Source organism: Pseudomonas sp. GW460-12-10-14-TSB1 (genome assembly GCF_017349775.1).
Classification (GTDB): domain Bacteria; phylum Pseudomonadota; class Gammaproteobacteria; order Pseudomonadales; family Pseudomonadaceae; genus Aquipseudomonas; species Aquipseudomonas piscium.
In genome coordinates this window covers 72,949-91,781 of the sequence record NZ_JACNAC010000003.1, presented here as the reverse complement: position 1 = coordinate 91,781, position 18,833 = coordinate 72,949, and the positions used below count along the sequence as shown (strand labels likewise).

General features: G+C 63.7%; 16 protein-coding genes and 1 pseudogene. 6 read left to right on the top strand and 11 right to left on the bottom strand.

Going from position 1 to position 18,833, the window contains the following annotated elements:
* Positions 1 to 38 precede the first annotated feature (38 nt).
* From J4D52_RS03060 to J4D52_RS03030, 7 genes are all read right to left on the bottom strand, one after another.
* A complete protein-coding gene (locus J4D52_RS03060; RefSeq protein ID WP_102676632.1) occupies positions 39 to 4,997 on the bottom strand; it encodes a hemagglutinin repeat-containing protein in 4,959 nt (1,652 codons plus the stop codon).
* 111 nt (positions 4,998 to 5,108) lie between these two features.
* Positions 5,109 to 6,833 carry a ShlB/FhaC/HecB family hemolysin secretion/activation protein gene (locus tag J4D52_RS03055; RefSeq protein ID WP_371860284.1) on the bottom strand — a complete coding sequence of 575 codons (1,725 nt, stop codon included), beginning with the start codon at positions 6,831 to 6,833 and terminating at the stop codon, positions 5,109 to 5,111.
* A gap of 754 nt (positions 6,834 to 7,587) precedes the next feature.
* A complete protein-coding gene (locus tag J4D52_RS03050; protein WP_063432552.1) occupies positions 7,588 to 8,919 on the bottom strand; it encodes a deoxyguanosinetriphosphate triphosphohydrolase in 1,332 nt (443 codons plus the stop codon).
* 68 nt (positions 8,920 to 8,987) lie between these two features.
* On the bottom strand, positions 8,988 to 10,151 hold the full coding sequence (locus J4D52_RS03045; RefSeq protein ID WP_063432735.1) for an EAL domain-containing protein: 1,164 nt from the start codon (positions 10,149 to 10,151) through the stop codon (positions 8,988 to 8,990).
* A gap of 137 nt (positions 10,152 to 10,288) precedes the next feature.
* Complete coding sequence (locus J4D52_RS03040; protein WP_102676634.1) at positions 10,289 to 10,630, bottom strand: hypothetical protein; 342 nt, start codon at positions 10,628 to 10,630, stop codon at positions 10,289 to 10,291.
* On the bottom strand, positions 10,627 to 11,013 hold the full coding sequence (locus J4D52_RS03035) for a phage holin family protein (RefSeq protein ID WP_063432551.1): 387 nt from the start codon (positions 11,011 to 11,013) through the stop codon (positions 10,627 to 10,629). Before J4D52_RS03035 ends, J4D52_RS03040 begins: the two co-directional genes overlap by 4 nt.
* A gap of 1 nt (position 11,014) precedes the next feature.
* Positions 11,015 to 11,329, bottom strand: a complete 315-nt coding sequence (locus J4D52_RS03030) for a YqjD family protein (protein ID WP_025805463.1) — start codon at positions 11,327 to 11,329, stop codon at positions 11,015 to 11,017.
* 331 nt (positions 11,330 to 11,660) lie between these two features.
* Here J4D52_RS03030 and J4D52_RS03025 point away from each other — a divergent pair, with 331 nt between their 5' ends.
* Positions 11,661 to 12,869, top strand: coding sequence for an ammonium transporter (locus J4D52_RS03025; protein ID WP_025805462.1), 1,209 nt, complete (start codon positions 11,661 to 11,663; stop codon positions 12,867 to 12,869).
* Positions 12,870 to 12,918: 49 nt separating this feature from the next.
* On the opposite strand, the gene J4D52_RS30450 is transcribed toward J4D52_RS03025, so the two are convergent.
* Both J4D52_RS30450 and J4D52_RS03020 read right to left on the bottom strand, forming a co-directional pair.
* Positions 12,919 to 13,047 carry a hypothetical protein gene (locus tag J4D52_RS30450; protein ID WP_256581511.1) on the bottom strand — a complete coding sequence of 43 codons (129 nt, stop codon included), beginning with the start codon at positions 13,045 to 13,047 and terminating at the stop codon, positions 12,919 to 12,921.
* A gap of 126 nt (positions 13,048 to 13,173) precedes the next feature.
* Positions 13,174 to 14,877, bottom strand: a pseudogene (locus J4D52_RS03020) (cation:proton antiporter); the annotation flags it as partial.
* A 204-nt stretch (positions 14,878 to 15,081) separates the two neighbouring features.
* Here J4D52_RS03020 and J4D52_RS03015 point away from each other — a divergent pair.
* The 4 genes from J4D52_RS03015 to J4D52_RS03000 all read left to right on the top strand — a co-directional run bounded on the left by J4D52_RS03015 (position 15,082) and on the right by J4D52_RS03000 (position 17,216).
* Complete coding sequence (locus J4D52_RS03015) at positions 15,082 to 15,318, top strand: glutaredoxin family protein (RefSeq protein WP_025805459.1); 237 nt, start codon at positions 15,082 to 15,084, stop codon at positions 15,316 to 15,318.
* A 112-nt stretch (positions 15,319 to 15,430) separates the two neighbouring features.
* On the top strand, positions 15,431 to 15,859 hold the full coding sequence (locus tag J4D52_RS03010) for a S24 family peptidase (protein ID WP_025805458.1): 429 nt from the start codon (positions 15,431 to 15,433) through the stop codon (positions 15,857 to 15,859).
* A gap of 57 nt (positions 15,860 to 15,916) precedes the next feature.
* A complete protein-coding gene (locus J4D52_RS03005; protein ID WP_007923266.1) occupies positions 15,917 to 16,237 on the top strand; it encodes a hypothetical protein in 321 nt (106 codons plus the stop codon).
* An 88-nt stretch (positions 16,238 to 16,325) separates the two neighbouring features.
* On the top strand, positions 16,326 to 17,216 hold the full coding sequence (locus J4D52_RS03000; RefSeq protein WP_063432550.1) for a pseudouridine synthase: 891 nt from the start codon (positions 16,326 to 16,328) through the stop codon (positions 17,214 to 17,216).
* A gap of 81 nt (positions 17,217 to 17,297) precedes the next feature.
* Here J4D52_RS03000 and J4D52_RS02995 read toward each other — a convergent pair whose 3' ends face one another.
* Together J4D52_RS02995 and mobA are read right to left on the bottom strand one after the other, a co-directional pair.
* Complete coding sequence (locus J4D52_RS02995) at positions 17,298 to 17,519, bottom strand: YgdI/YgdR family lipoprotein (RefSeq protein ID WP_025805455.1); 222 nt, start codon at positions 17,517 to 17,519, stop codon at positions 17,298 to 17,300.
* Between the two features lie 71 nt (positions 17,520 to 17,590).
* The gene (gene mobA, locus J4D52_RS02990) at positions 17,591 to 18,199 is read right to left on the bottom strand and encodes a molybdenum cofactor guanylyltransferase MobA (RefSeq protein WP_063432549.1); all 609 of its coding nucleotides are present in this window, start codon (positions 18,197 to 18,199) and stop codon (positions 17,591 to 17,593) included.
* A 79-nt stretch (positions 18,200 to 18,278) separates the two neighbouring features.
* Between mobA and moaB the strand changes: the two genes are divergently transcribed.
* The gene (moaB, locus tag J4D52_RS02985) at positions 18,279 to 18,818 is read left to right on the top strand and encodes a molybdenum cofactor biosynthesis protein B (protein ID WP_025805452.1); all 540 of its coding nucleotides are present in this window, start codon (positions 18,279 to 18,281) and stop codon (positions 18,816 to 18,818) included.
* Positions 18,819 to 18,833 lie beyond the last annotated feature (15 nt).

Genomic DNA, 18,833 nt, shown 5'->3' with positions numbered 1-18,833 from the left:
CCCGTTCATGGGGGGCAGCCGATTACGGAGCGCTTGCCTCAGGGCGCTTTCTGATCGATGCCGGCCTGCAGCAGCTGGCTGTCGCTATGACCGCCGACGCGCAGCGGCCCCAGGTTGAACGCCTGATCCTTCTGGGTGGCCTCGTCCTGCTTGCGGGTCAGCTCATCCTTGGCGCCGAGGGCCAGGTTGACCGGCGACTTCGACAGATTGAGCCCGACATCGGCACGGTAATCCGTACCGGCCAACGCCGTGGTGCTGACGGTCGAGCCGCCGAGGTCGACCTTGCCCTCGCTGGCGCCGATCCGCGCGCCGCTCAGGCGGGTCTCGCCCGACACCTGCAGGTTGACGCCGCGGGTACCGCTGATGCCTGAAGCCTCTGCCACGCTGTCCTTGCTCTGACGGCTGACATTCAGGTTCAGGGTCGGCGTGTAGGAGGTGTTGCCGCTCTTGTCGCCGAACAGCACGCCTTCCGCGGTGTTGGTCAGCTTGCTGCCAGCGCCGGTTTTCTCGCTGACGGCGTAGCTGTCGCTGGTTTTCGGCCAGACCCGTTCCTTGAGGCTGGAGAAGCGATCACCCAAGGCTTCGGTCTTGTCGGCGAGGTAGCCCTTGGCCTTGTCCACGCCGCGACCGAAGGCGCCCTTGGGTTCCGGGTTGACGTCGTAGCTGCCGCTGCGGGTGAATTTCTCGCCCAGGCGCTCCTTGGCGATTTCGGCCTTGTTCACCAGGTTGTCCTTGGCCGCGACCAGGCGCTCGGTGCCTTTGTCGACGACGTTTTCCAGCTTCTCGCGGTGCTTGTCGAAACCGCCTTCGGCCTTGGCCTGCAGCTTGTCCTTGAGCGGGCCGGTCTGCTTGGTCAGCTTGTCGACCACGCCAGGCTGGTTCTTCTCGGCGTCCAGGCGGGCGTCGAGGTTGACGGTGGTGCTGCTGAGCTGGTCCTTGCGGCTCTCTACCTTGAGATCGCCACCGATCCGTCCGTCCACCTGATTGGCGTCGATGCGCGCACCCGCCAGATGGGTATCGCCGCTGCTGTTGAGCGTCACCTGGTCGGCCTTGATCAGGCTGTTGTGCTGGGTGTTGCTGTGCACCTGCGCGACATCGATCTTGGCCCGGGCGTGGATACCGCGATCGGTTTTCGGCGAGTCGTGTTCGCCGGCGTCGGCCCGAGTGGTCTTGCCGCCGTTGCCGCCGGCGCCCAGGGTCAGGCCCCAGTTGTTGTGGGCCTGGGTGGACTGCGCCGACTCCTGGTAGATCCCGCCCTTGTCGGCGCTGAGGATGACGCTTTTGCCCTCGACCTGGGTGCCCTGCAAGTGCAGCGCGGTGTTGCTGTCGGAGCCGCTGGCGAGTGTTACCTGGCCATTGCTGTGCAGTTGCCCGCCGGTCTGCTTCTGGTCCTGCTCCGAGACCCGGCCGATGTTGAAGTTGGCGCTCAGGTTGGCGCTCTTGCCGCTGCTCTGCTCGCTGCTGGTCTTGCTGGCGCCGGCGGTCAGGCCGCCGCCGAGGTTGCTGCCCTGGCTGTTGTGGGTGTCCACCGCGGCCTGCAGGTCGAGCTTGCCGCCGGCGCTCAGGTTGATGTCGCCGGTCTTGGCGTCTTTGCTGCCGATGGTGGTGCCCTGGAGGGTCAGGTCGCCGCCGCTGGACAGTTCGACCGGGCCCTTGCCCTGGATGGTCGCGACGTGCGCCTGGCTGTCCTGTTGATCCAGGCGCTTGTGGTCCAGCTGCAGGCCGGCGCCGAGGTTGAGGTTATTGCCATTGGCGCCCGGGGCGCTGCCGACGGTGAGCGAGGCATCGCCGCGCAGGCTGGAGTCGCTGCTGTTCTGGCGGTCATTGACCTGGTTCAGTGCCAGTTCGCCGCCAGCGTGCAGCTTGACGCCAGCGTCGCGGCCATCGAACTCGCTGCCCTCGTACTGGCCGTCGCCGCTCAGCGCGATGTCCACGCCCTGTTTGCCGACATAGCTACCGACCACCGCCTTGCTGCTGTCGCTGCGCTTGTCGCTGCTGCCGCCGGCGCCGCTGCCACGCAGGTTCAGGTCCTCACCGGTGGTGGTGTAGACCCGTACGCCAGCCTTGGCGTCCAGCGCCTGCTCGCTGCTGCTGTGGGTATCGCTGGCGGCCTTGGCCACCTGGCTGCCGGCCTCGATCTTCAGCGCGCCTTGGGTGGCCTCGTAGCGGCTGCCTTCATCCTGCAACTGGCCGGCTACCTTGACCTCCACCTGGCCGCCCTTGAACTGGCTGACCACGGCGGTGCTGCCTTGCTCGGTGCGCTGTTTGTTCTGGTGGCCGACTTCCACGTCCAGGCCGACGTTGGGTTGTTCCAGGGCATCGAGCAGGCCCGGCTGATGGAACTTGCGCTGGGCCACGCCTTCGATGGCTTTTTCCACCGGACGGGTCAGGCCCTTGTATTCGACGTTGGCGCCGACATCGGCGGTCCAGGTGTTTTCCTTGTGGCTGGTGGACTCGGTGTTGTGCGCCGCGCGGTTGTCGACCTGTTCGGCGTTCACCTGCAACTTGCCGTCGGCCTTGACCTGGGCGCCCTCGGTCACCAGGGTGTTGCCGGCCTTGATGGTCAGGTTGCCGCTGGCGGCGATGCCGGTGGTGTTGGCGGTGCTGGTGTCGCGGGTGTCCTGGGTGCTGCTGTGGGCGAACTCCACACCGTTGCCCGCGCGGTCCAGGCCGCCGGTGTAGTAGAAACCGCCGCCGGTGGTGCGGGTGTCGGTGCTGCTGCTCTTTTGGTCGTGATCGGCCAGCAACTCGACCTGCTTGCCGCTGAGACTGGCGTCGCCGTGGGTGGCTTTCAGGTCACTGCCCTTGATGCTCAGGTCGCCGCCCGCAGCGACTTCCAGGCTGCCGCCGCTGAGGCTCGAACCCTGTTGTTGGGTGTCGTTGGTCTTGACCGTTTTCTGCTGGTCTTCGTAACGCACGCCGGCGCGGTATTGCCGGGTGCCTGGGGCATTTTCCTTGGCATAGGCGTCGAAGCCACGGGTGTGGGTCGTTTTTTCGCTCTGCGTAGTGTCCTGCGCCGAGTCGATCTTGATGTCGCCGTCAGCCTTGGCTTCGAGCTTGCCGGTCGCGGTCACTTGCGCGCCGCTGAGGGCGATGTCCTTGGCGCTTTTGAGCTCGAGGTTGCTGTCCGAGCGCAGGTCGCTGGTGACCGTGGTGCTGTCCTTGCGGTTCTGCCGGCTTTCGTCCTTGGTGATGCCGAAGAACTTGCTGTCCTTGCTGTAGCTGTTGTCGTGGGAGCGGTCCTGCACGCCGTCGATGGTCAGCGAGCCTTTTTCGCTGATCACGCTGGCCTGCTTGCCGCCACGGGCCTGGCTGCCGCTGATGCGGACTTCGTCGGCCTTGACGATCAGGTCGCCCTTGGCGTTGACCTTGCTGCCTTTGTTCAGGGTCTTGCCCTTGTCGCCGTCGCCGTTCTTGCCGAAGAAGCTGCCGCCGACCAGGTCGCCGGAGTAGGACTTGTCGCTGTTGCTCTGGGTGCGGCTGGCGCTAGTGATGTCCACCTGGCGCCCGGTCAGCTGGATATTGTTGCTGGCCAGTTCGGCGCCCTGCAGTTGCAGCTGCTGGCTGCTGGTCAGGTGCAGGTCGTTGCCGGCCTCCAGCTGGCTGGTGATGCTGCGTTGCTCGCTGCTGGACTTGTCCCAGTCGGCTTTCCACAGGTGTTTGCGGTGGTGGCCCTGGTCGCGTTGTTCGTGGGTTTCGGTGGCGGCGGTCAGGCGCAGGTCGGCGCCGCTCTCGACCTTCAGGTTGTTGCCGGCCTTGACCTGGCTGGCCTTGAGCTCGGTGTTGGCGCGGGCTTTGAGCTCGGCATCGCGGCTGGCGGTCAGCCGGTTGCCGTGCTGACGGCTGTCGCTGTCGGTCAGGGTCCGGTCGTAGGTTTCCCAGGTGATGCCGATGGTGCTGTTGCTCCACTGCTCGCGCTTTTCCTGGAGCTTGCGGCTTTCGATGGCGCTCAGGGTCAGGTTGCGCCCGGCGTCGAGCTTGATGTCGCGGGCGCTGACATCGGTGGCGGCGAGGCTCAGGTCCTGGCCGCTGCGCAACTGCACGTCGCCCTGGTCGCTGTGCACGCCGGCTCGGATGGCGTCGAGGCTGTCAGGCTTGGCCTGGCCGCTGATGTGCAGGTCGCCGGCGGAGGCGATATCCACACCGTCGCGACCTTTGACCTGCACCGCGCCGACACGCACGCCGGCGCCTTCGGCGGTGCTGACAATGTTGATGCGTCCGGCCTGCATGGCGCCGAACAGGCTGGCGTCGATGCGCTGCTCCTTGGTGTTACCGGCCGGGTCGGTGCTGAGTACCTTGCCGCTGGCCGCGTCCACGCGGTTGCGCCCGACGGTGAGGTTGAGCTGGTTGCCGGCAGTGAGGGCACCCTGGCTGTCGATGCGCGGGGCGATCAGGTTGATGCTGCCCTTGTCGTTGCTCAGGCCTTTGCCCTCGACCGTCAACTGGCCCTTGGCGTCACGGGTGCTCAGGGCTTGCAGCTTGCCGTCGTTGAGCTCGGGGCGACCGACCAGCAGGCTGGCGTTCGGCGTATTGATGAAGCTGCCGCCGTTGACCGAGATGCCGTTGGGGTTGGCCAACACATAGTCGGCGGCGCGGCCGAAGATTTCCTGGGGGCCGTTGAGCGCCGAGGCGTTGCGGCTGATCACCTCGTTGAGAATCACGCTGGCGTCCTGGCCGTGGAACTGCGGGTTGGCGGCCAATTGCCCGGCCAGTTGCGAGGCTCCGGATTGCAGGGCGTTGTTCAGCACCACGCCTTGGCGATCGACGTTGTAATCGAGGAACTGGTTATGGGAGAGCCCGGCGCCGTTGGGCGCGACGATGTTGACGATAGGCACGCCGTTCTGGTTTTGCAGCTGTGGGATACCGCCCGGGCCTTCGACCACGGTGATGCCGCCGGCCAGCGCCTGCGGCAGGTGGGAGACCAGAAGCAGGCTGGCGATGGCCAGGCGCAGTTTGCCCCTGGGGGACAGGTGAAACACAGATGTGTTGTCGGGCATAAGAAGCTCTCTATGTGTGGGCCGAGTGGCAATGCGCGTTGTTCGTTGCAACGCTGCTGTGGTGTTCAGGCTCGGCTGTTTTCTTCAGGCTGGTGCACGGTTCGCGGGACCTCAGATCTGCACACTCAGGCGGGTCAGCCAGGTGGGCGATTCATGGTGAAAGCGTTGGGGTGTTTCCAGGCTGTGCTGGTAGTCGACATCGACTTGCAGGTTCTTCCAGCTCAGGTTCAGGCCGATGCTGGCGCCGCTCAGGCGCTCGCTGCTGGCTCCCTCTTGCGCCTTGATCCGGCCATGGTCGAAGGCCAGGCGCGGGGTCAGCTTGACGGGCAGATCGTTCTGCAACGGCAGGCGCAGGGTGTTGCGCCAGATCCCGCCGATGGCGCCCGAGGCGCTGTTCTCGCGATAGCCGCGCACGGCGGAGTCATCGGTGCCCAGCAGTTGTTCGATGGCCGGCAGCGGGTCGGGGCTGTACTGCAGCGACAACTGGCTCTGCCACTGCCAGGGCTGGCTGCCGAAGCGGCCATTGCGCCATTGGCTGAGGCTGGCGCGGTACTTGTGGAACTGCGCCTGCGGCAGGTTTTTCTGCACCTGTTGCGAGTCGCGGTCGGCGCCGAACCAGGTCAGGCCCTGGGCGTAGTTGACGTCCAGGTTCCACACCGCGCTGTTGAGCCAGAACAGGTTGAGCCCGGCTTCGGCCACGGTCAGGGTCGGGCTCTGGATGCCCAGGCGGGCTTTTTGCAGGTAGCTGTCGACGTCCTTGTGGGCCAGTTGCAGGTTGGCGCTCAACTGGTGGCCCTGGTCGCGCCACAGCACGCGGTCGGCGCGCAGGCTGAGCAGGTCGGTGCGCCCGCTGTTGTAGAAGGTCACGCTGCTGAGCTTGAACGGCGCCCGGTACTCGGCATGGCTGGCGAACAGGCTGTAGGTCCAGTAGCCGTAGGGGATCGAGTAGAAGACGCTGGTGCTGCGGCTGTAGCGCGGGCCGTGGTTGAGGGTGTCGCTGAAGTTCAGGTTGAGCGCGTCGTTGAGTTGCAGCGGGCTGTCGAGGCTCAGGTTGATGGCGTTGCGGTCGCGCCCGGTGCTGGCGCTGCCGAGGTTATCCACACCCAGCCCCAGGGCCCAGCGCGAGGCGCCGCTGCTGCGCGGGCGCAGGATGATCCGCGAGGCGCCGGGCTGGCTGCCGGGGGCGATATCGGCAGTCAGGTCCAGGGAGCGCAGGCGATTGAGCTGGTCCAGGCCCTGTTCCAGGTCGCGCAGGTTCAGCGGTTCGCCGAGCATGCCGGGAAAGGCCCCGGCCAGCGAAACCGGCAGGCTCTGATCGGCCAGTTCGACGGCCTCGACATAACCTTCGTCGACCACGATATCCAGCGAATGGCCGGCGGCGGGAGCGCTGCTCAGGTAAGGGCGGCTGGCGATGTAGCCGGCCTCGACATAGATCCGGGTGATCTGCGCCAGCAGGCGGTTGATCCCGTTCACCCCCATGCAGGGTGCGATATAGGGTTCGAGCTGGCGGTTCAGCCGGTCTTTCTTGAACAGCGTGACGCCGGCGATCCGCGTGCCGCTCAGGGCCCAGCAGTGTTCATCCTCGCCGCCCTGGGCGGTTTCGGCGGGGGTCACCGCCGGGGTCCCGAAGCTGCCGCGCTGCAACTGGCGCTGGCGCTGTTCCAGTTGCAGTTGTTGCAGGTCGCGCTGTTGCTGTTGCTGCAGGCGCAGGGCTTCCTGACCCGGTTGCGGCATATCGGCGGCCACCACCGGCAGGGACCCGGCCAGCAGCGAGAGCAGCAACCAGCGGCGCAGGCCGGTGTGACAGCTTGGGTGACTTGAGGACGTATAGGGCACTCGACATCCTTAATAGTGAAAAACGGACGAGGAAGTGCGGGAACAACTTATCGACACGGATTCATTCCGTGTACTCACTTCCATTTTGACGCTTGAGTCCTGGGCGTGCTCTTTGTTACAGCGAGGGGTGAAATTATTTTGAAAATATCTACTGAACTAACAGGTTGGCTGGAGTTTGAATGAGAGTACTTAGTTTGCTTGCTATTTGTTTTGCTGCCGATCATCCGGCCTAGGGTCATGAAAGGGGAACGAGCTGTCGAAGAGCGAAATTAATCTTCGTTAGCTCATTAGGGGTCGAGACTAGCGGAAACGATAAAGTCGATTTGTACGGAATTTGTAATCGCACGGAACCCCGCAGGGCCCTTGTATTGCAAGGGTTTCGGCCTGAGGGAGGGGCAGATGTATCGAAAGGTAAAGGTAGGATGTTTGGTTGTATCGTTAACGGTCTGTTTAATTCAGGCTAGTTGGGTTGATTGTTCAGCTACATATGTCGGTCGATATCGCTAGTTATAGAGCAAGTGCTCTAGGTGCCGAAGGCTGTCTGGAATAGTACCTAGCGGATGATATCTGGCGAACTGGGTGGAAGTGAGCGGCACTGTCGAGCCGTGTGAAACAGGCAGGTGATCAAAGTTGAAGTAACGACCGAATCAGGATATTGCCTGATAAGGGACTAGGGGAATCCCTTAGTTGCCGGCTCACGAAAAACCGCTCGAACGGCCACCTCGATAACACGAGGCGGCCGTTCAACGGCGGGTCATTGCGGGCTGGAACGCCCGGTCATTTCCCGGGCCATCTCGCTGGCGTAGCTGTCGGTCATGCCGGCGATGAAGTCGATCATGCGCAGGAAGGAGGCGTGCAGCGAGCCGTTCGGATCCGGCGCGTTATTGCCCAGCAGGTCGAGAATCCGCCGGTTCTTGAATGACGGAGTGCGTCCGCCATGCTGTTCCAGCGCGGCGCCGCAGAACGAGTTGAGGAGGATTTCCAGGGTGGTGTAGGCACCGATCTCGTGCAGGGTCTTGCGCTTGTCCTGGAAGATCTTCTTGCGTGCGATGTCCTTGGCGTTGAGCACGCAACGCTTGGCCGGGCCGTGCATGTGCTCCACCAGGTCGCCAGGCAGGGTGCCGCTGAGCAAGGCGTCCTGTTGTTCGACGAAGGCCCGGGCGGCGGCGTTGGTCAGGTGCTCGATGGCCTTGCCGCGCAGGATCGCCAGCTTGCGCCGGCGCGAGTCCCGCGGGCCGAGCTGGCGATAGGTTTCCGGCAGGTCGTCGCCTACCAGCCCGAGCAGCAGCGACTCGACTTCGGCATAGTCGAGCAGCTCCATTTCCAGCCCGTCCTCGAGGTCGATCAGGGCGTAGCAGATGTCATCGGCGGCTTCCATCAGGTACACCAGCGGATGGCGGGCCCAGCGTTGTTCCTCGAGTTGCGGCAGGCCGAGCTTGTTGGCGATCTGTTCGAGCAACGGCAGTTCGCTCTGGTAGCAGCCGAACTTGTGCTTCTTGTAGCCCAGGGAATCGGCATGGCGCGCGGTCCAGGGGTACTTCAGGTAGGTGCCGAGGGTGGCGTAGGTTAGCCGCGTGCCGCCGTCGAACTGGTGGTATTCCAGCTGGGTCAGCACCCGGAAACCCTGGGCATTGCCTTCGAAGTTGAGGAAGTCATTGCTCTCGTTTTCGCTCATGGCGTCCAGCCAGCCGCGCCCGGCGGCCTGCTGGAACCAGTGCCGGATCGCGTCTTCGCCGGAGTGGCCGAACGGCGGGTTGCCGATGTCGTGGGCCAGGCAGGCCGATTGCACCACCATCCCCAGGTCGCTGGGTTCGCACCAATCGGGCAGGGCGTCGCGAATGGTCTCGCCGACCCGCATGCCCAGGGAGCGACCGACACAGCTGACTTCCAGGGAGTGGGTCAGGCGTGTGTGGATATGGTCGTTGCTGGACACCGGGTGCACCTGGGTCTTGCGGCCCAGGCGGCGGAAGGCTCCGGAGAAGATGATGCGGTCATGGTCCTTGTGGAAGGGACTGCGGCCCAGCTCTTCAGAGCTGTGCAGCGGTTTTCCAAGGCGTTCGCGGGTAAGCAGGGTATGCCAATCCAAGGCGGGGTCTCTCCGTCGAATGACTGATGAGCTAGCTTCCCGGTTCGCGCCAAAGCCTGCAAGTGGAACTAAAGCCCCGCGGCATCGATATCGATCAGCAGCAGGCGCTGGCCATTGTCGAAGAACTGCCCGGCAGTCAGGCAGTACTGGTTGCTGGTGGCATCGCGGTAGGTGTTGGACAGGGTCAGCCGCCGCTCGTCCCAGCCTTCGGCCAGCAGGTGGTAGAAGTACGGACGCCACGACCAGTTGTGGCCGACGTAGCTGTGGTCGGCCTGCCAGCGGTTGTGGCGCCATTCCAGGTTCGGCGTCAGCTGGGTGCCGTGGCGATCGCATTGATAGAAGCGCAGCAGCCAGGGAAAGGCATCCAGCTGGGGCAACCGCTCGATCGGGGCCCGGGCCTGGGCCCAATCCTGCAGCAGGGTCATCAGTTCCGCGAGTTGCTGGCGCATCTGCATCAGGCGTCCGCGCTCGGCCAGTTTCTGCTGTACATAGCGCTGGCGCACCCGGGCAAAAGGCGCGACGAAAGCATCGCTGGCGAAGAACGCCTGCTCGGCCCGGGCAAACAGGAAACCCTGGACATACCGCGAGCCGCATTCCAGGGCGAAGTTGAGTTCGGTTTCGCTCTCGACCCCTTCGGCGATGATCCAGCAGCCGGTTTTCTCGGCCATCTGCGCCAGGGCCTTGACCACGTCGCTGCTGGGCCCGCCACGGGCCGCGGCCTGGAACAGGCGCATGTCGAGCTTGAGAATGTCCGGTTGCAGGGCCAGCACCCGGTCGAGCTGCGAGTAGCCGGCGCCGAAGTCGTCGATGGCGATCCGCGCGCCGGCTTCGCGGTAGCGCGCCACCACTTCGCTCAGGCGCTGGCTGTTGCCACCCAGCTCGGTGATTTCGAAGACCACGCGCCGCGGATCGACACCCTGTTGCTGCAATTGCCTGAGGCTTGGCAAGGGCTGGCCGGCGCGCAGGCGGCTGATCCAGCGGGGCGAGATATTGATGCTCAGGAACCAGTCCGGGGGCGCTTCATGCAGGCGGCTCAGGGCGTCGGCGCGAATCAGCCGGTCGAGCCGCCGCAGGGCGGTCGAGGAGGTCCGGGGATCGCTGAACAATGGGCCGACCGACAACAACTGACCGTTCGATTGACGCAGGCGGCCCAGGGCTTCGACACCGGCAATGCGGCCAGTGGCGGTGTCGATGAAGGGTTGAAAGCAGGCAAGCGGTTGCCCGTCGATCACGGGGCCTCCTTGATTGATCTTGTTGATCTTGGCGCTGCGCCGATGCAACAGGCAGGCACAACCCGACCTCTTGCGAGAGAGGTCGGGGCGCAGCTATTGCGGCAATGATTGCAAGAATGCAGCCAGATAGCGCCGGCTCAATGCTTGCTCGAAGAACCTTGCATGATCAGTTTGATCAGCGGCAACAGGCCGGCGCTGAGCCGCACCAGCCGGGTGAAGTTTCTGACGCTGCCGCTCTTGGCGCCTTTGCCGGTGAGAAACCCCAACAGGGTCACGGCGGCCACGCCCCACAACGGCGCGTGCTTGATGCCGAAGCCCTGTTGCCAGCTCTGGCCAAGGCCACGGACCCGCTGCAAGGGTTGCAGCAACTGCTGGGATTCGTGGCGGATTTCCTGGCGATGCATTTCCATGCGCAGGCGGATCAGCGCCTTGCGCATCTCGCGCCGGGAATTGGTTTGCGGGATGTCGGGCAGGCTCATGGCAGCAGGCGCTCCCTGTCGTTGGCCAGCTCTTCAAGGGTGGCATGAAAGGGCGAGGACTCGTCGAAAATCGCCGCCTTCAGGCGCATGGCGCAGAACAGCGCAGCCAGCGTATAGAAGACGCACAGCCCGATGATGGCGGGCAGGCGATAGGTGTCCCAGAACAGGATCAGCACCAGCGCCGACAGGCCTATCAACAGCAGCAGGGCGAACACCAGGGCCAGCCCGGCGAACAGCAGCAGGCTGACGGTTCTGGCCTTCTGTTCCTGCAACTCGATGCCGAACAGTTCGACGTGGCTGTGCAACAAACCCAGGAAAGCCGCGCCCAGGCGCCGCGTTGAAGAGCCTTGACCCGCGGTGGAGCCGGATTCATCGATAGCCATATCAGCGCCGGGTCGCCAGCAGGCCGATCAGAAAGCCCACGCCCGCCGCGATGCCCACTGCTTGCCAGGGGTTGCTCTGCACATAGTCTTCGGTGGCGGTGACCGCCGCCTGGCCGCGTTCGCGCAGCGATTGCTCGGTCAGTTGCAGGGTCTCGCGGGCGCGCAGCAGGCTGTCGTGAATCTGCGTGCGCAATTCGTCCGCCTGGTCGCCGGCCAGGGTGGCGGTGTGTTCCAGCAGACGTTCCGTGTCACTGACCAGTGCCTGAAAGTCCGCCATCAGTGTTTCTTGAGCTGTCTTGGTGGTTTTGCTGGCCATGATTATCTCCGTAGTGGCGTTCTGAAGGGTTCGAGTATGAGGCTTGCGCGAAGGTTCAGTGCAATTGTCTGGTACAGCTTTTGCTTTGTCCTGGTGCGTAAACACGGGTGGTTGCGCCGAAAGCGCGCAGGATGCGGTGCATGGCAGCTAAAACCTTACCCTAAAAAATCAACACTTATGGAAACACCCCGAGCGATACACCCCTCTCGAAAAAGCGTCGCGCCAAAATGGGTCGTAATACGTAGGTCGACAGGACCTTTGGTGCCAAGTTGGTGCAAAAAACCTTCGAGCGGCTCGCGGCTTTTTCCTGAATATCAGGTCTGCCCATTCCATGGAAAATCTGCAAAGCGCTGTGGACACTCTGGTCCATGGTTCCAATACCCTGTTCATCCTCATCGGCGCGGTCATGGTCCTGGCCATGCATGCCGGCTTCGCCTTTCTCGAGGTGGGCACGGTGCGCCAGAAAAACCAGGTCAACGCCTTGTCGAAGATTCTCAGCGACTTCGCGGTCTCGACCCTGGCCTATTTCTTTATAGGCTATTGGATCTCCTACGGCGTCAGCTTCCTGCAGCCGGCGGCGGTGATCAGTGCCGATCACGGCTACGGGCTGGTGAAGTTCTTCTTCCTGCTGACGTTCGCCGCGGCCATCCCGGCGATCATTTCCGGCGGTATCGCCGAGCGTGCGCGGTTCGTCCCGCAGCTCTGCGCCACGGCGTTGATCGTGGCCTTTATCTATCCCTTCTTCGAAGGCCTGGTGTGGAACGGCAACTACGGCCTGCAAGCCTGGCTGCAGGAGCACTTCGGCGCGGGCTTCCATGATTTCGCCGGTTCCGTGGTGGTGCATGCCATGGGCGGCTGGCTGGCGCTGGCCGCGGTGCTGTTGCTCGGGCCGCGCAACGGGCGCTACCGCGACGGCAAGCTGGTGGCGTTCGCGCCGTCGAGCATTCCGTTCCTGGCCTTGGGCTCGTGGATCCTGATTGTCGGCTGGTTCGGCTTCAACGTGATGAGCGCGCAGACCCTGCAAGCGGTCAGCGGCCTGGTGGCGGTGAACTCGCTGATGGCCATGGTTGGCGGCACAGTGGCGGCGCTGATCGTCGGGCGCAACGACCCGGGCTTCCTGCACAACGGCCCGCTGGCCGGGCTGGTGGCGATCTGCGCCGGCTCCGACCTGATGCATCCGGTGGGCGCGCTGATCACCGGGGCGATTGCCGGCGCGTTGTTCGTCTGGTGCTTTATCGCCACCCAGACGCGCTGGAAGATCGACGATGTGCTGGGTGTCTGGCCGCTGCACGGTTTGTGTGGCGTATGGGGCGGTATCGCCTGCGGCATCTTCGGCCAGAGCGCCCTGGGCGGGCTGGGCGGTGTCAGCCTGATCAGCCAGTTGATCGGTACCGGCCTGGGCGTGCTGGTGGCGCTGGTCGGCGGCTTCCTGGTGTATGGCGCGATCAAGGTGCTCTGCGGCCTGCGCCTGACCCAGGAGCAGGAGTATTACGGCGCCGACCTGTCGCTGCACAAGATCGGCGCGGTCAGCCAGGACTGAGGCCTAACGGCCCTGGCCGGGGTCCCCGGCCAGAGTCGCCTGCCTCTGATCATTGGCCGCCGAGCAGGCGCGCCTCCGACGCTTCGATGGCCGCCAGCGGGCCGGACATCAACACCGTATCGCCGGCTTGCAGCAGGGTGCTGGCGGCCAGCTCCAGGTCGTGGCCATCGCGCTGCACGCCTTACACATCCACGCCCAACTGTTCCAGTGCCAGCTCGCCCAGGGCCAGGTCGCAGGCGTGGGCCGCGCTGCCGAGATTGACCGCATGCATCAGCACCCGCGGCTGGCCACGATTGTCCAGCAGGTCGGTCTGCGCGCCATGGTAGAAACCATGCAGCAGGCGATAGCGGTTGTGACGGACTTCATCGACCTTGGCCTGTACCTGGTGTTCCGGCAGCCCGAGCATCACCAGCGCATGGGACGCCAGCATCAGGCTCGACTCCAGCAGTTCCGGCACCACTTCGCTGGCGCCGGCGGCTTTCAGCTCGACCAGTTGGCTGTCATCCCGGGTGCGTACCAGGATCGGCACTTCGCTGTTGATCCGGCGCGCGCTTTTCAGCACGTTCAGGGCGATATCGGTCTTGTCCACGGCAATCACCAGCAGCCGCGCGCGTTCGAGGCCGACCGCGACCAGCAGCTCGGCGCGGCGGGAGTCGCCGTAATGCACGCAGCTTTCGCCGGCCGCGGCTTCCTGGACCCGCACCGGGTCGTCGTCCAGGGCAATGAAACGCTGCTGTTCGCGGCGCAGGAAGCGGCCGATCGACTGGCCGACACGGCCATATCCACAGATCACCACGTGCGCCTGCAATCCGGCGTTGAGGGCGCTGATTTCTTCCAGGTGGGCCTCCTGGTTCGGCTTGCGGTGCAGGCGCGCGGCAATCCCCGGGGCGGCGCGCAGCAGCAAGGGGGTCAGCAGCATCGAACAGAAGGTCGCGGCCAGCAGCAGGCCGCTCAGCTCGGCCGGCATCAACTGGCTTTGCTGCATCTGCGCCATCAGCGCAAAACAGAACTCGCCACCCTGGGCCAGGGCCAGGCCACTGCGCCAGGCCGTCTCGCCGTCGCTGCCGCGCAGCTTGAGCAACAGCGCTACCACGGTGCCCTTGATCAGCATCAGGGTCAGGGTCAGGCCGAGGATCAACAGGGCATGGCTGGCGAACAGTTGCAGGTCGATCAGCATGCCGATGCTGACGAAAAACAGCCCCAGCAGAATGTCGCGGAACGGCCGGATATCGGCCTCGATCTGGTGCCGGTAACGGCTTTCCCCCAGCAGCATGCCGGCAAGGAACGCCCCAAGGGCAGGGGACAGGCCGAGCAGGTGGGTCAGCCAGGCGGTCAGCAGGACGATGACCAGGGCCAGCAGCACGAACAGCTCGGCGGAATGGGAGGCGGCCACCTCGTGGAACAGCCGTGGCAGCAGCCAGCGGCTGGCCAGCGCCAGGCCGATGAACAGCAGGGCGGTCTTGCCCAGGGTCAGGGGCAGGGCCCAGTACCAGGCCTGTTCGGTGTTGCCGGCGAATACCGGCACCAGGGTCAGCAACAGCACGGCCACCACGTCCTGGAACAACAACACGCCGATCGCATTCTGCCCGTGGCTGCTGAAGATTTCCCCGAGGCTGCCCAGCTCCTTGCTGACGATGGCGGTGGAGGACAATGCCAGGCCCGCGCCGAGCAGCAGGGCCGGGATCAGCGGCCCGCCCGCGAGGATCAGCAGGCCGCCGAGGACGGCGCCGCTGCACAGCACTTGCAAGCTGCCCAGGCCGAAGACCACCCGGCGCAGGGCCAGCATCTTCGATACGGAAAACTCCAGCCCCAGGGAAAACAGCAGGAACACCACCCCCAACTCCGCCAGGTCAGGCAGGTTTTCGTTGTCGTTGACCCAGCCGAAGGCGGTCGGCCCCACCAGCAGGCCCACGCACAGGTAGCCCAGCACGGGCGGCAGGCGCAGGTGCCGGAACAGGGCGATCACCACCAGGGATGAAGCAAGGATGATCAACAGATTGGCAAACACAGGCATCTCCGGCGGCGGGTTGGAATACAGAGCGTAGAGGCAAAAAAAGCCGCGAGGGTCGCTCAATCGCAAGTTGGCGACGCTGACCTGCATCAGCTGTTTGGCAGAATGCCCGACGATGACCGCACGCTGCCGTGTTCATCGGTCGACGGCTTTTTATCGCGGGCCTAGAATAAGCGCCTGTCTCTTTTCGGTCTGTATGTCATGCCTCCTGAATGTCAGCTATTCGGTACCCTGGGCTGCCACCTGTGCGAACTCGCCGAGGCGGAGTTGATGCCGTTGGTGGAGCACGGGTTGTTGGTCGAGCTGGTGGATATCGCGGAAGACGAAACCCTGTTCGAGGCGTATGGCCTGCGTATCCCGGTCCTGCGCCGGGTGGACAGCGGCGCCGAGCTGGGCTGGCCGTTCGATGCCGAGCAGGTGGTGGCCTTCCTGCGCTGAGCCGGCTGTCGCTGGTACGACACTTTCCGTTTGTCGCCTTCGCTGCAATCCCTTGGCGGGATCCCGATTATTCGGTTACTGTATATGCGTACAGTTATCGGGATGGTTCGTCATGTCTCTCACAATCCTCGCCCGCGCCGAGCGTTTGCAACACCTGTCGCCCGAGCATGCAGGGCACGACGGGTTTGCTGCCGGGCTCAAGTTCGAAGGCGGTTTTTCGCTGGATCGCACCGTGGGTCTCGGAGCGCCGCAGATCCGTGCGGTGCTGGTGGATGACGACAGCCTGCTGGGCTTCGGTATCTATCCCGGCGACCGGCTGATCGTCGATCGTTCGGCGGCCCCGGCGGTGGATCAGTACGTGGTGGCCCATCTCGATGGCGAAGAAGCCTATGGCGTGCGCCTGCTGGCTCCCGACCCCAAGGGCGGGCTGCTGCTCAAGGCGGCGCGACCTTCGATTGCACCTATCCCCCTGGACGATCGGGACTCGGCGCAAATCTGGGGCGTGGTGTTGTGGGTGGTCAGTTACGTCGGCCGTGGCTGATACCGATGTGCGGGGCGTGTGCTCAGTGGATGAAATGAGAGGGTAGAAGGACTGATGATGGTCAATGTCGAACAATTGAAGAGCAGTGTGAACCGTATGTCCGCCGATGTGGTGCGTGAAGCGGTACTCGAGTTGCGCCTGGATGGCCTGGTCACGGAAGGCAAGACGCCGTTCAACAAGCTGCATTTCAATACCTGCTTTGCCGAAATCGAAGCCCTGTTCCAGCGTGCGGGTTATCACCGGCAACTGGACGTGGTGGGGTATCAAGGGTTGTTGTATGCACTCTATGACCCGGCCCGCTGGGAAGCGGTCGATGTGTTGCGCTGGCTGAAGGAGTTTACCGATGCCGCCGCACAAGCCGGCGTGGCCCGCGCCTAGTCGTTGGTCCCTAAGGGGGAAACTCTCCTAGGTTCCCCGGGACCCATGTTGGATAATGCCGCTCTGCATTGTCCGCTCGAGCTTTTGTATGTCCTCCGTACCTTTTTCCGCCGCACAGCATCAGGCCAGCACCCTGTACCTACCCCCCGGGTCATGGCCAACCGTACTGGACTGCCTGTGTGATCACTTCAGCACCATCAGCCGCGAACAGTGGCTGAGCCGGATCGCCCGCGGCCGAGTGCTCGATGGACAAGGCTTGCCGATCAGTGGCGACCTGGCGTACCGCGAAGGCCTGCGCATTCATTATTTCCGCGAAGTACCCGATGAAAAGGTCATCCCGGTGCAGGAATCGATCCTCTACGTCGATGAGCACCTGGTGGTAGCGGACAAGCCGCATTTCCTGCCGGTCACCCCGGCGGGGGAATATGTCGAGCAAACCTTGCTGCGCCGCCTGATCCGCAGCCTGGACAATCCCCACCTGGTGCCTCTGCATCGCATCGATCGGCATACGGCGGGCCTGGTGTTGTTTTCGGCCAATCCGCAAAGCCGCTCGGCTTATCAGTCGCTGTTTCCGACACGCAGGATCGACAAGCGCTACGAGGCCATCGCTCCGGCCTTGCCCGGTCTTGAGTTCCCGCGGGTGCATAAAAGCCGCCTGGTCGATGGCGAGCCTTTTTTCCGCATGCAGGAAGGGCCTGGCACCCCTAATACGGAAACGGCGCTGGAGGTCCGGGAAAAGAACGGTGATCTCTGGCGTTATGGGCTGTATCCGGTGACCGGCAAAAAGCACCAGTTGCGGGTGCACATGAGTGCGCTGGGGGCGGCGATCTGCAACGACCCGTTCTATCCCGACGCGCTCAAGGACGTGGAAGACGATTACGCCAAGCCGCTCAAGCTGCTGGCCCAGGGGCTGCGCTTTACCGACCCGCTGACCGGGGAGGAGCGCGAGTTCGAGAGCCGGATCACCTTGCAGTGGTAATCCCGGCAACAGCTTGCTGCATCCAGAAACGATAAAGCCCGCGAAAGCGGGCTTTATGCATTCAGGCTGTAAGGGTATGGATTACAGCTCTTTTACGGTACGAACCTGATCTTTGTTGATGCGGGTTTGTTTGCCGTCCAGTTGTTCGAACTCGTAGAAGCCGGAGTCCTGATCGTATTTCGGCGTATCGACGGCCTGGATTTCGCGACCGTCATTCAGGGTGATCACAGTAGGCGATGCGCAACCGGCGAGAGTGGCAAGGCCCAGTGCAAGCATGAGAGTGGCGAGAGTCCGCTGAATCATTATGTGTCTCCGAGATGAATACTTTTAGTTGCTGTGCTTGAGACGTATACAACGCCTGCAAGTTCCTTGAGTTAAGGGCATTCTGACACGCCGCGCTGCTGGCTTAACAGCTCTGGTGTATTCAGATTAGCCAATCGTGGATCGTTTGCCGGACATTGCAGGGCCTGAGCATCCAGCCCACGCATGATACGTCCGGGGCTGCGTTCACCCTTCTGCCAGGCGCCGTCGAAGGTGCCGAGCAGTGCGCGCGGAATGATACACAGCAAGGGTTCCCAGTGCTCGCCATGGCGCAGCATCAGTGGTTTGTCCGGGTACCGGGCGGCGCTTTGTCGCATGGCGTCGATCAGGTGTGCATCGATGCGCGGTACGTCGCAGGGCAACACCAGCAGCTGGGCATGCCGGGCGACGGCCAATCCAGCACGAATCCCTGCCAGCGGCCCCGGGAAATCATTGCTTTCGTCTTGCACCAGTTGATCGGCAAAAGGCGCGTACTGTTGCCGATTGCGGTTGCAGGAAATGATCAGGTCATCGCTCAGGTCGCGGGTCAGTCGATGCAGGTGGGCGATCAATGGCCGGCCCTGCCACTCGATCAGCCCCTTGTCCCTTCCTCCCATGCGTTGGCCGCGCCCACCGGCCAGGAGCAGAATGGAACAGGGTGGCAAATCTGCGCGCGGGGTCATGGCACGTCTCCACAGGGGCGGTCAAAGAGAGCGCTGTGATATAACACCGAGCTGTTTCTCCTACAACTGGATCGAGCCTATGAAAGCCAAGGCTGATGTACCTTTTGCACCTCTGAATATCGCGGTGCTGACTGTCAGTGATACCCGGACCCTGGAGACCGATACATCCGGCCAGGTCTTCGTCGATCGTCTGGGCGCTGCTGGCCATAACCTGGCCGCACGCGTCCTGCTCAAGGACGATCTCTACAAGATTCGCGCACAAGTGGCGACCTGGATTGCCGACGATCTGGTCCAGGTGGTGCTGATCACCGGCGGCACCGGTTTCACCGGCCGCGACAGCACCCCGGAAGCCGTGTCTTGCCTGCTCGACAAACAGGTCGACGGATTTGGCGAGTTGTTCCGCCAGATCTCGGTGGCTGACATCGGCACTTCCACCGTGCAGTCCCGAGCCCTGGCCGGCCTGGCCAACGGCACTCTGGTGTGCTGCCTGCCGGGCTCGACCAACGCGGTGCGTACCGGTTGGGACGGCATCCTCGCCGAACAGCTGGATTCGCGGCACCGGCCGTGCAATTTCGTCACGCACCTGAAACAGGCCGCGCCTTGTGAATCCCGTGGGTAAGCCGGGCAAGACCGG

Excerpts from the sequence above, each read along its gene's own strand:
- J4D52_RS03010 (WP_025805458.1), top strand. The coding sequence starts at position 15,431 with ATGTCTCTCACAATCCTCGCCCGCGCCGAGCGTTTGCAACACCTGTCG.
- J4D52_RS03025 (WP_025805462.1), top strand. The coding sequence starts at position 11,661 with ATGGAAAATCTGCAAAGCGCTGTGGACACTCTGGTCCATGGTTCCAAT.
- J4D52_RS03000 (WP_063432550.1), top strand. The coding sequence starts at position 16,326 with ATGTCCTCCGTACCTTTTTCCGCCGCACAGCATCAGGCCAGCACCCTG.
- moaB (WP_025805452.1), top strand. The coding sequence starts at position 18,279 with ATGAAAGCCAAGGCTGATGTACCTTTTGCACCTCTGAATATCGCGGTG.
- J4D52_RS03015 (WP_025805459.1), top strand. The coding sequence starts at position 15,082 with ATGCCTCCTGAATGTCAGCTATTCGGTACCCTGGGCTGCCACCTGTGC.
- J4D52_RS02995 (WP_025805455.1), bottom strand. The coding sequence starts at position 17,519 with ATGATTCAGCGGACTCTCGCCACTCTCATGCTTGCACTGGGCCTTGCC.
- J4D52_RS03030 (WP_025805463.1), bottom strand. The coding sequence starts at position 11,329 with ATGGCCAGCAAAACCACCAAGACAGCTCAAGAAACACTGATGGCGGAC.
- mobA (WP_063432549.1), bottom strand. The coding sequence starts at position 18,199 with ATGACCCCGCGCGCAGATTTGCCACCCTGTTCCATTCTGCTCCTGGCC.
- J4D52_RS03040 (WP_102676634.1), bottom strand. The coding sequence starts at position 10,630 with ATGAGCCTGCCCGACATCCCGCAAACCAATTCCCGGCGCGAGATGCGC.
- J4D52_RS03035 (WP_063432551.1), bottom strand. The coding sequence starts at position 11,013 with ATGGCTATCGATGAATCCGGCTCCACCGCGGGTCAAGGCTCTTCAACG.
- J4D52_RS03005 (WP_007923266.1), top strand. The coding sequence starts at position 15,917 with ATGGTCAATGTCGAACAATTGAAGAGCAGTGTGAACCGTATGTCCGCC.
- J4D52_RS03060 (WP_102676632.1), bottom strand. The coding sequence starts at position 4,997 with ATGCCCGACAACACATCTGTGTTTCACCTGTCCCCCAGGGGCAAACTG.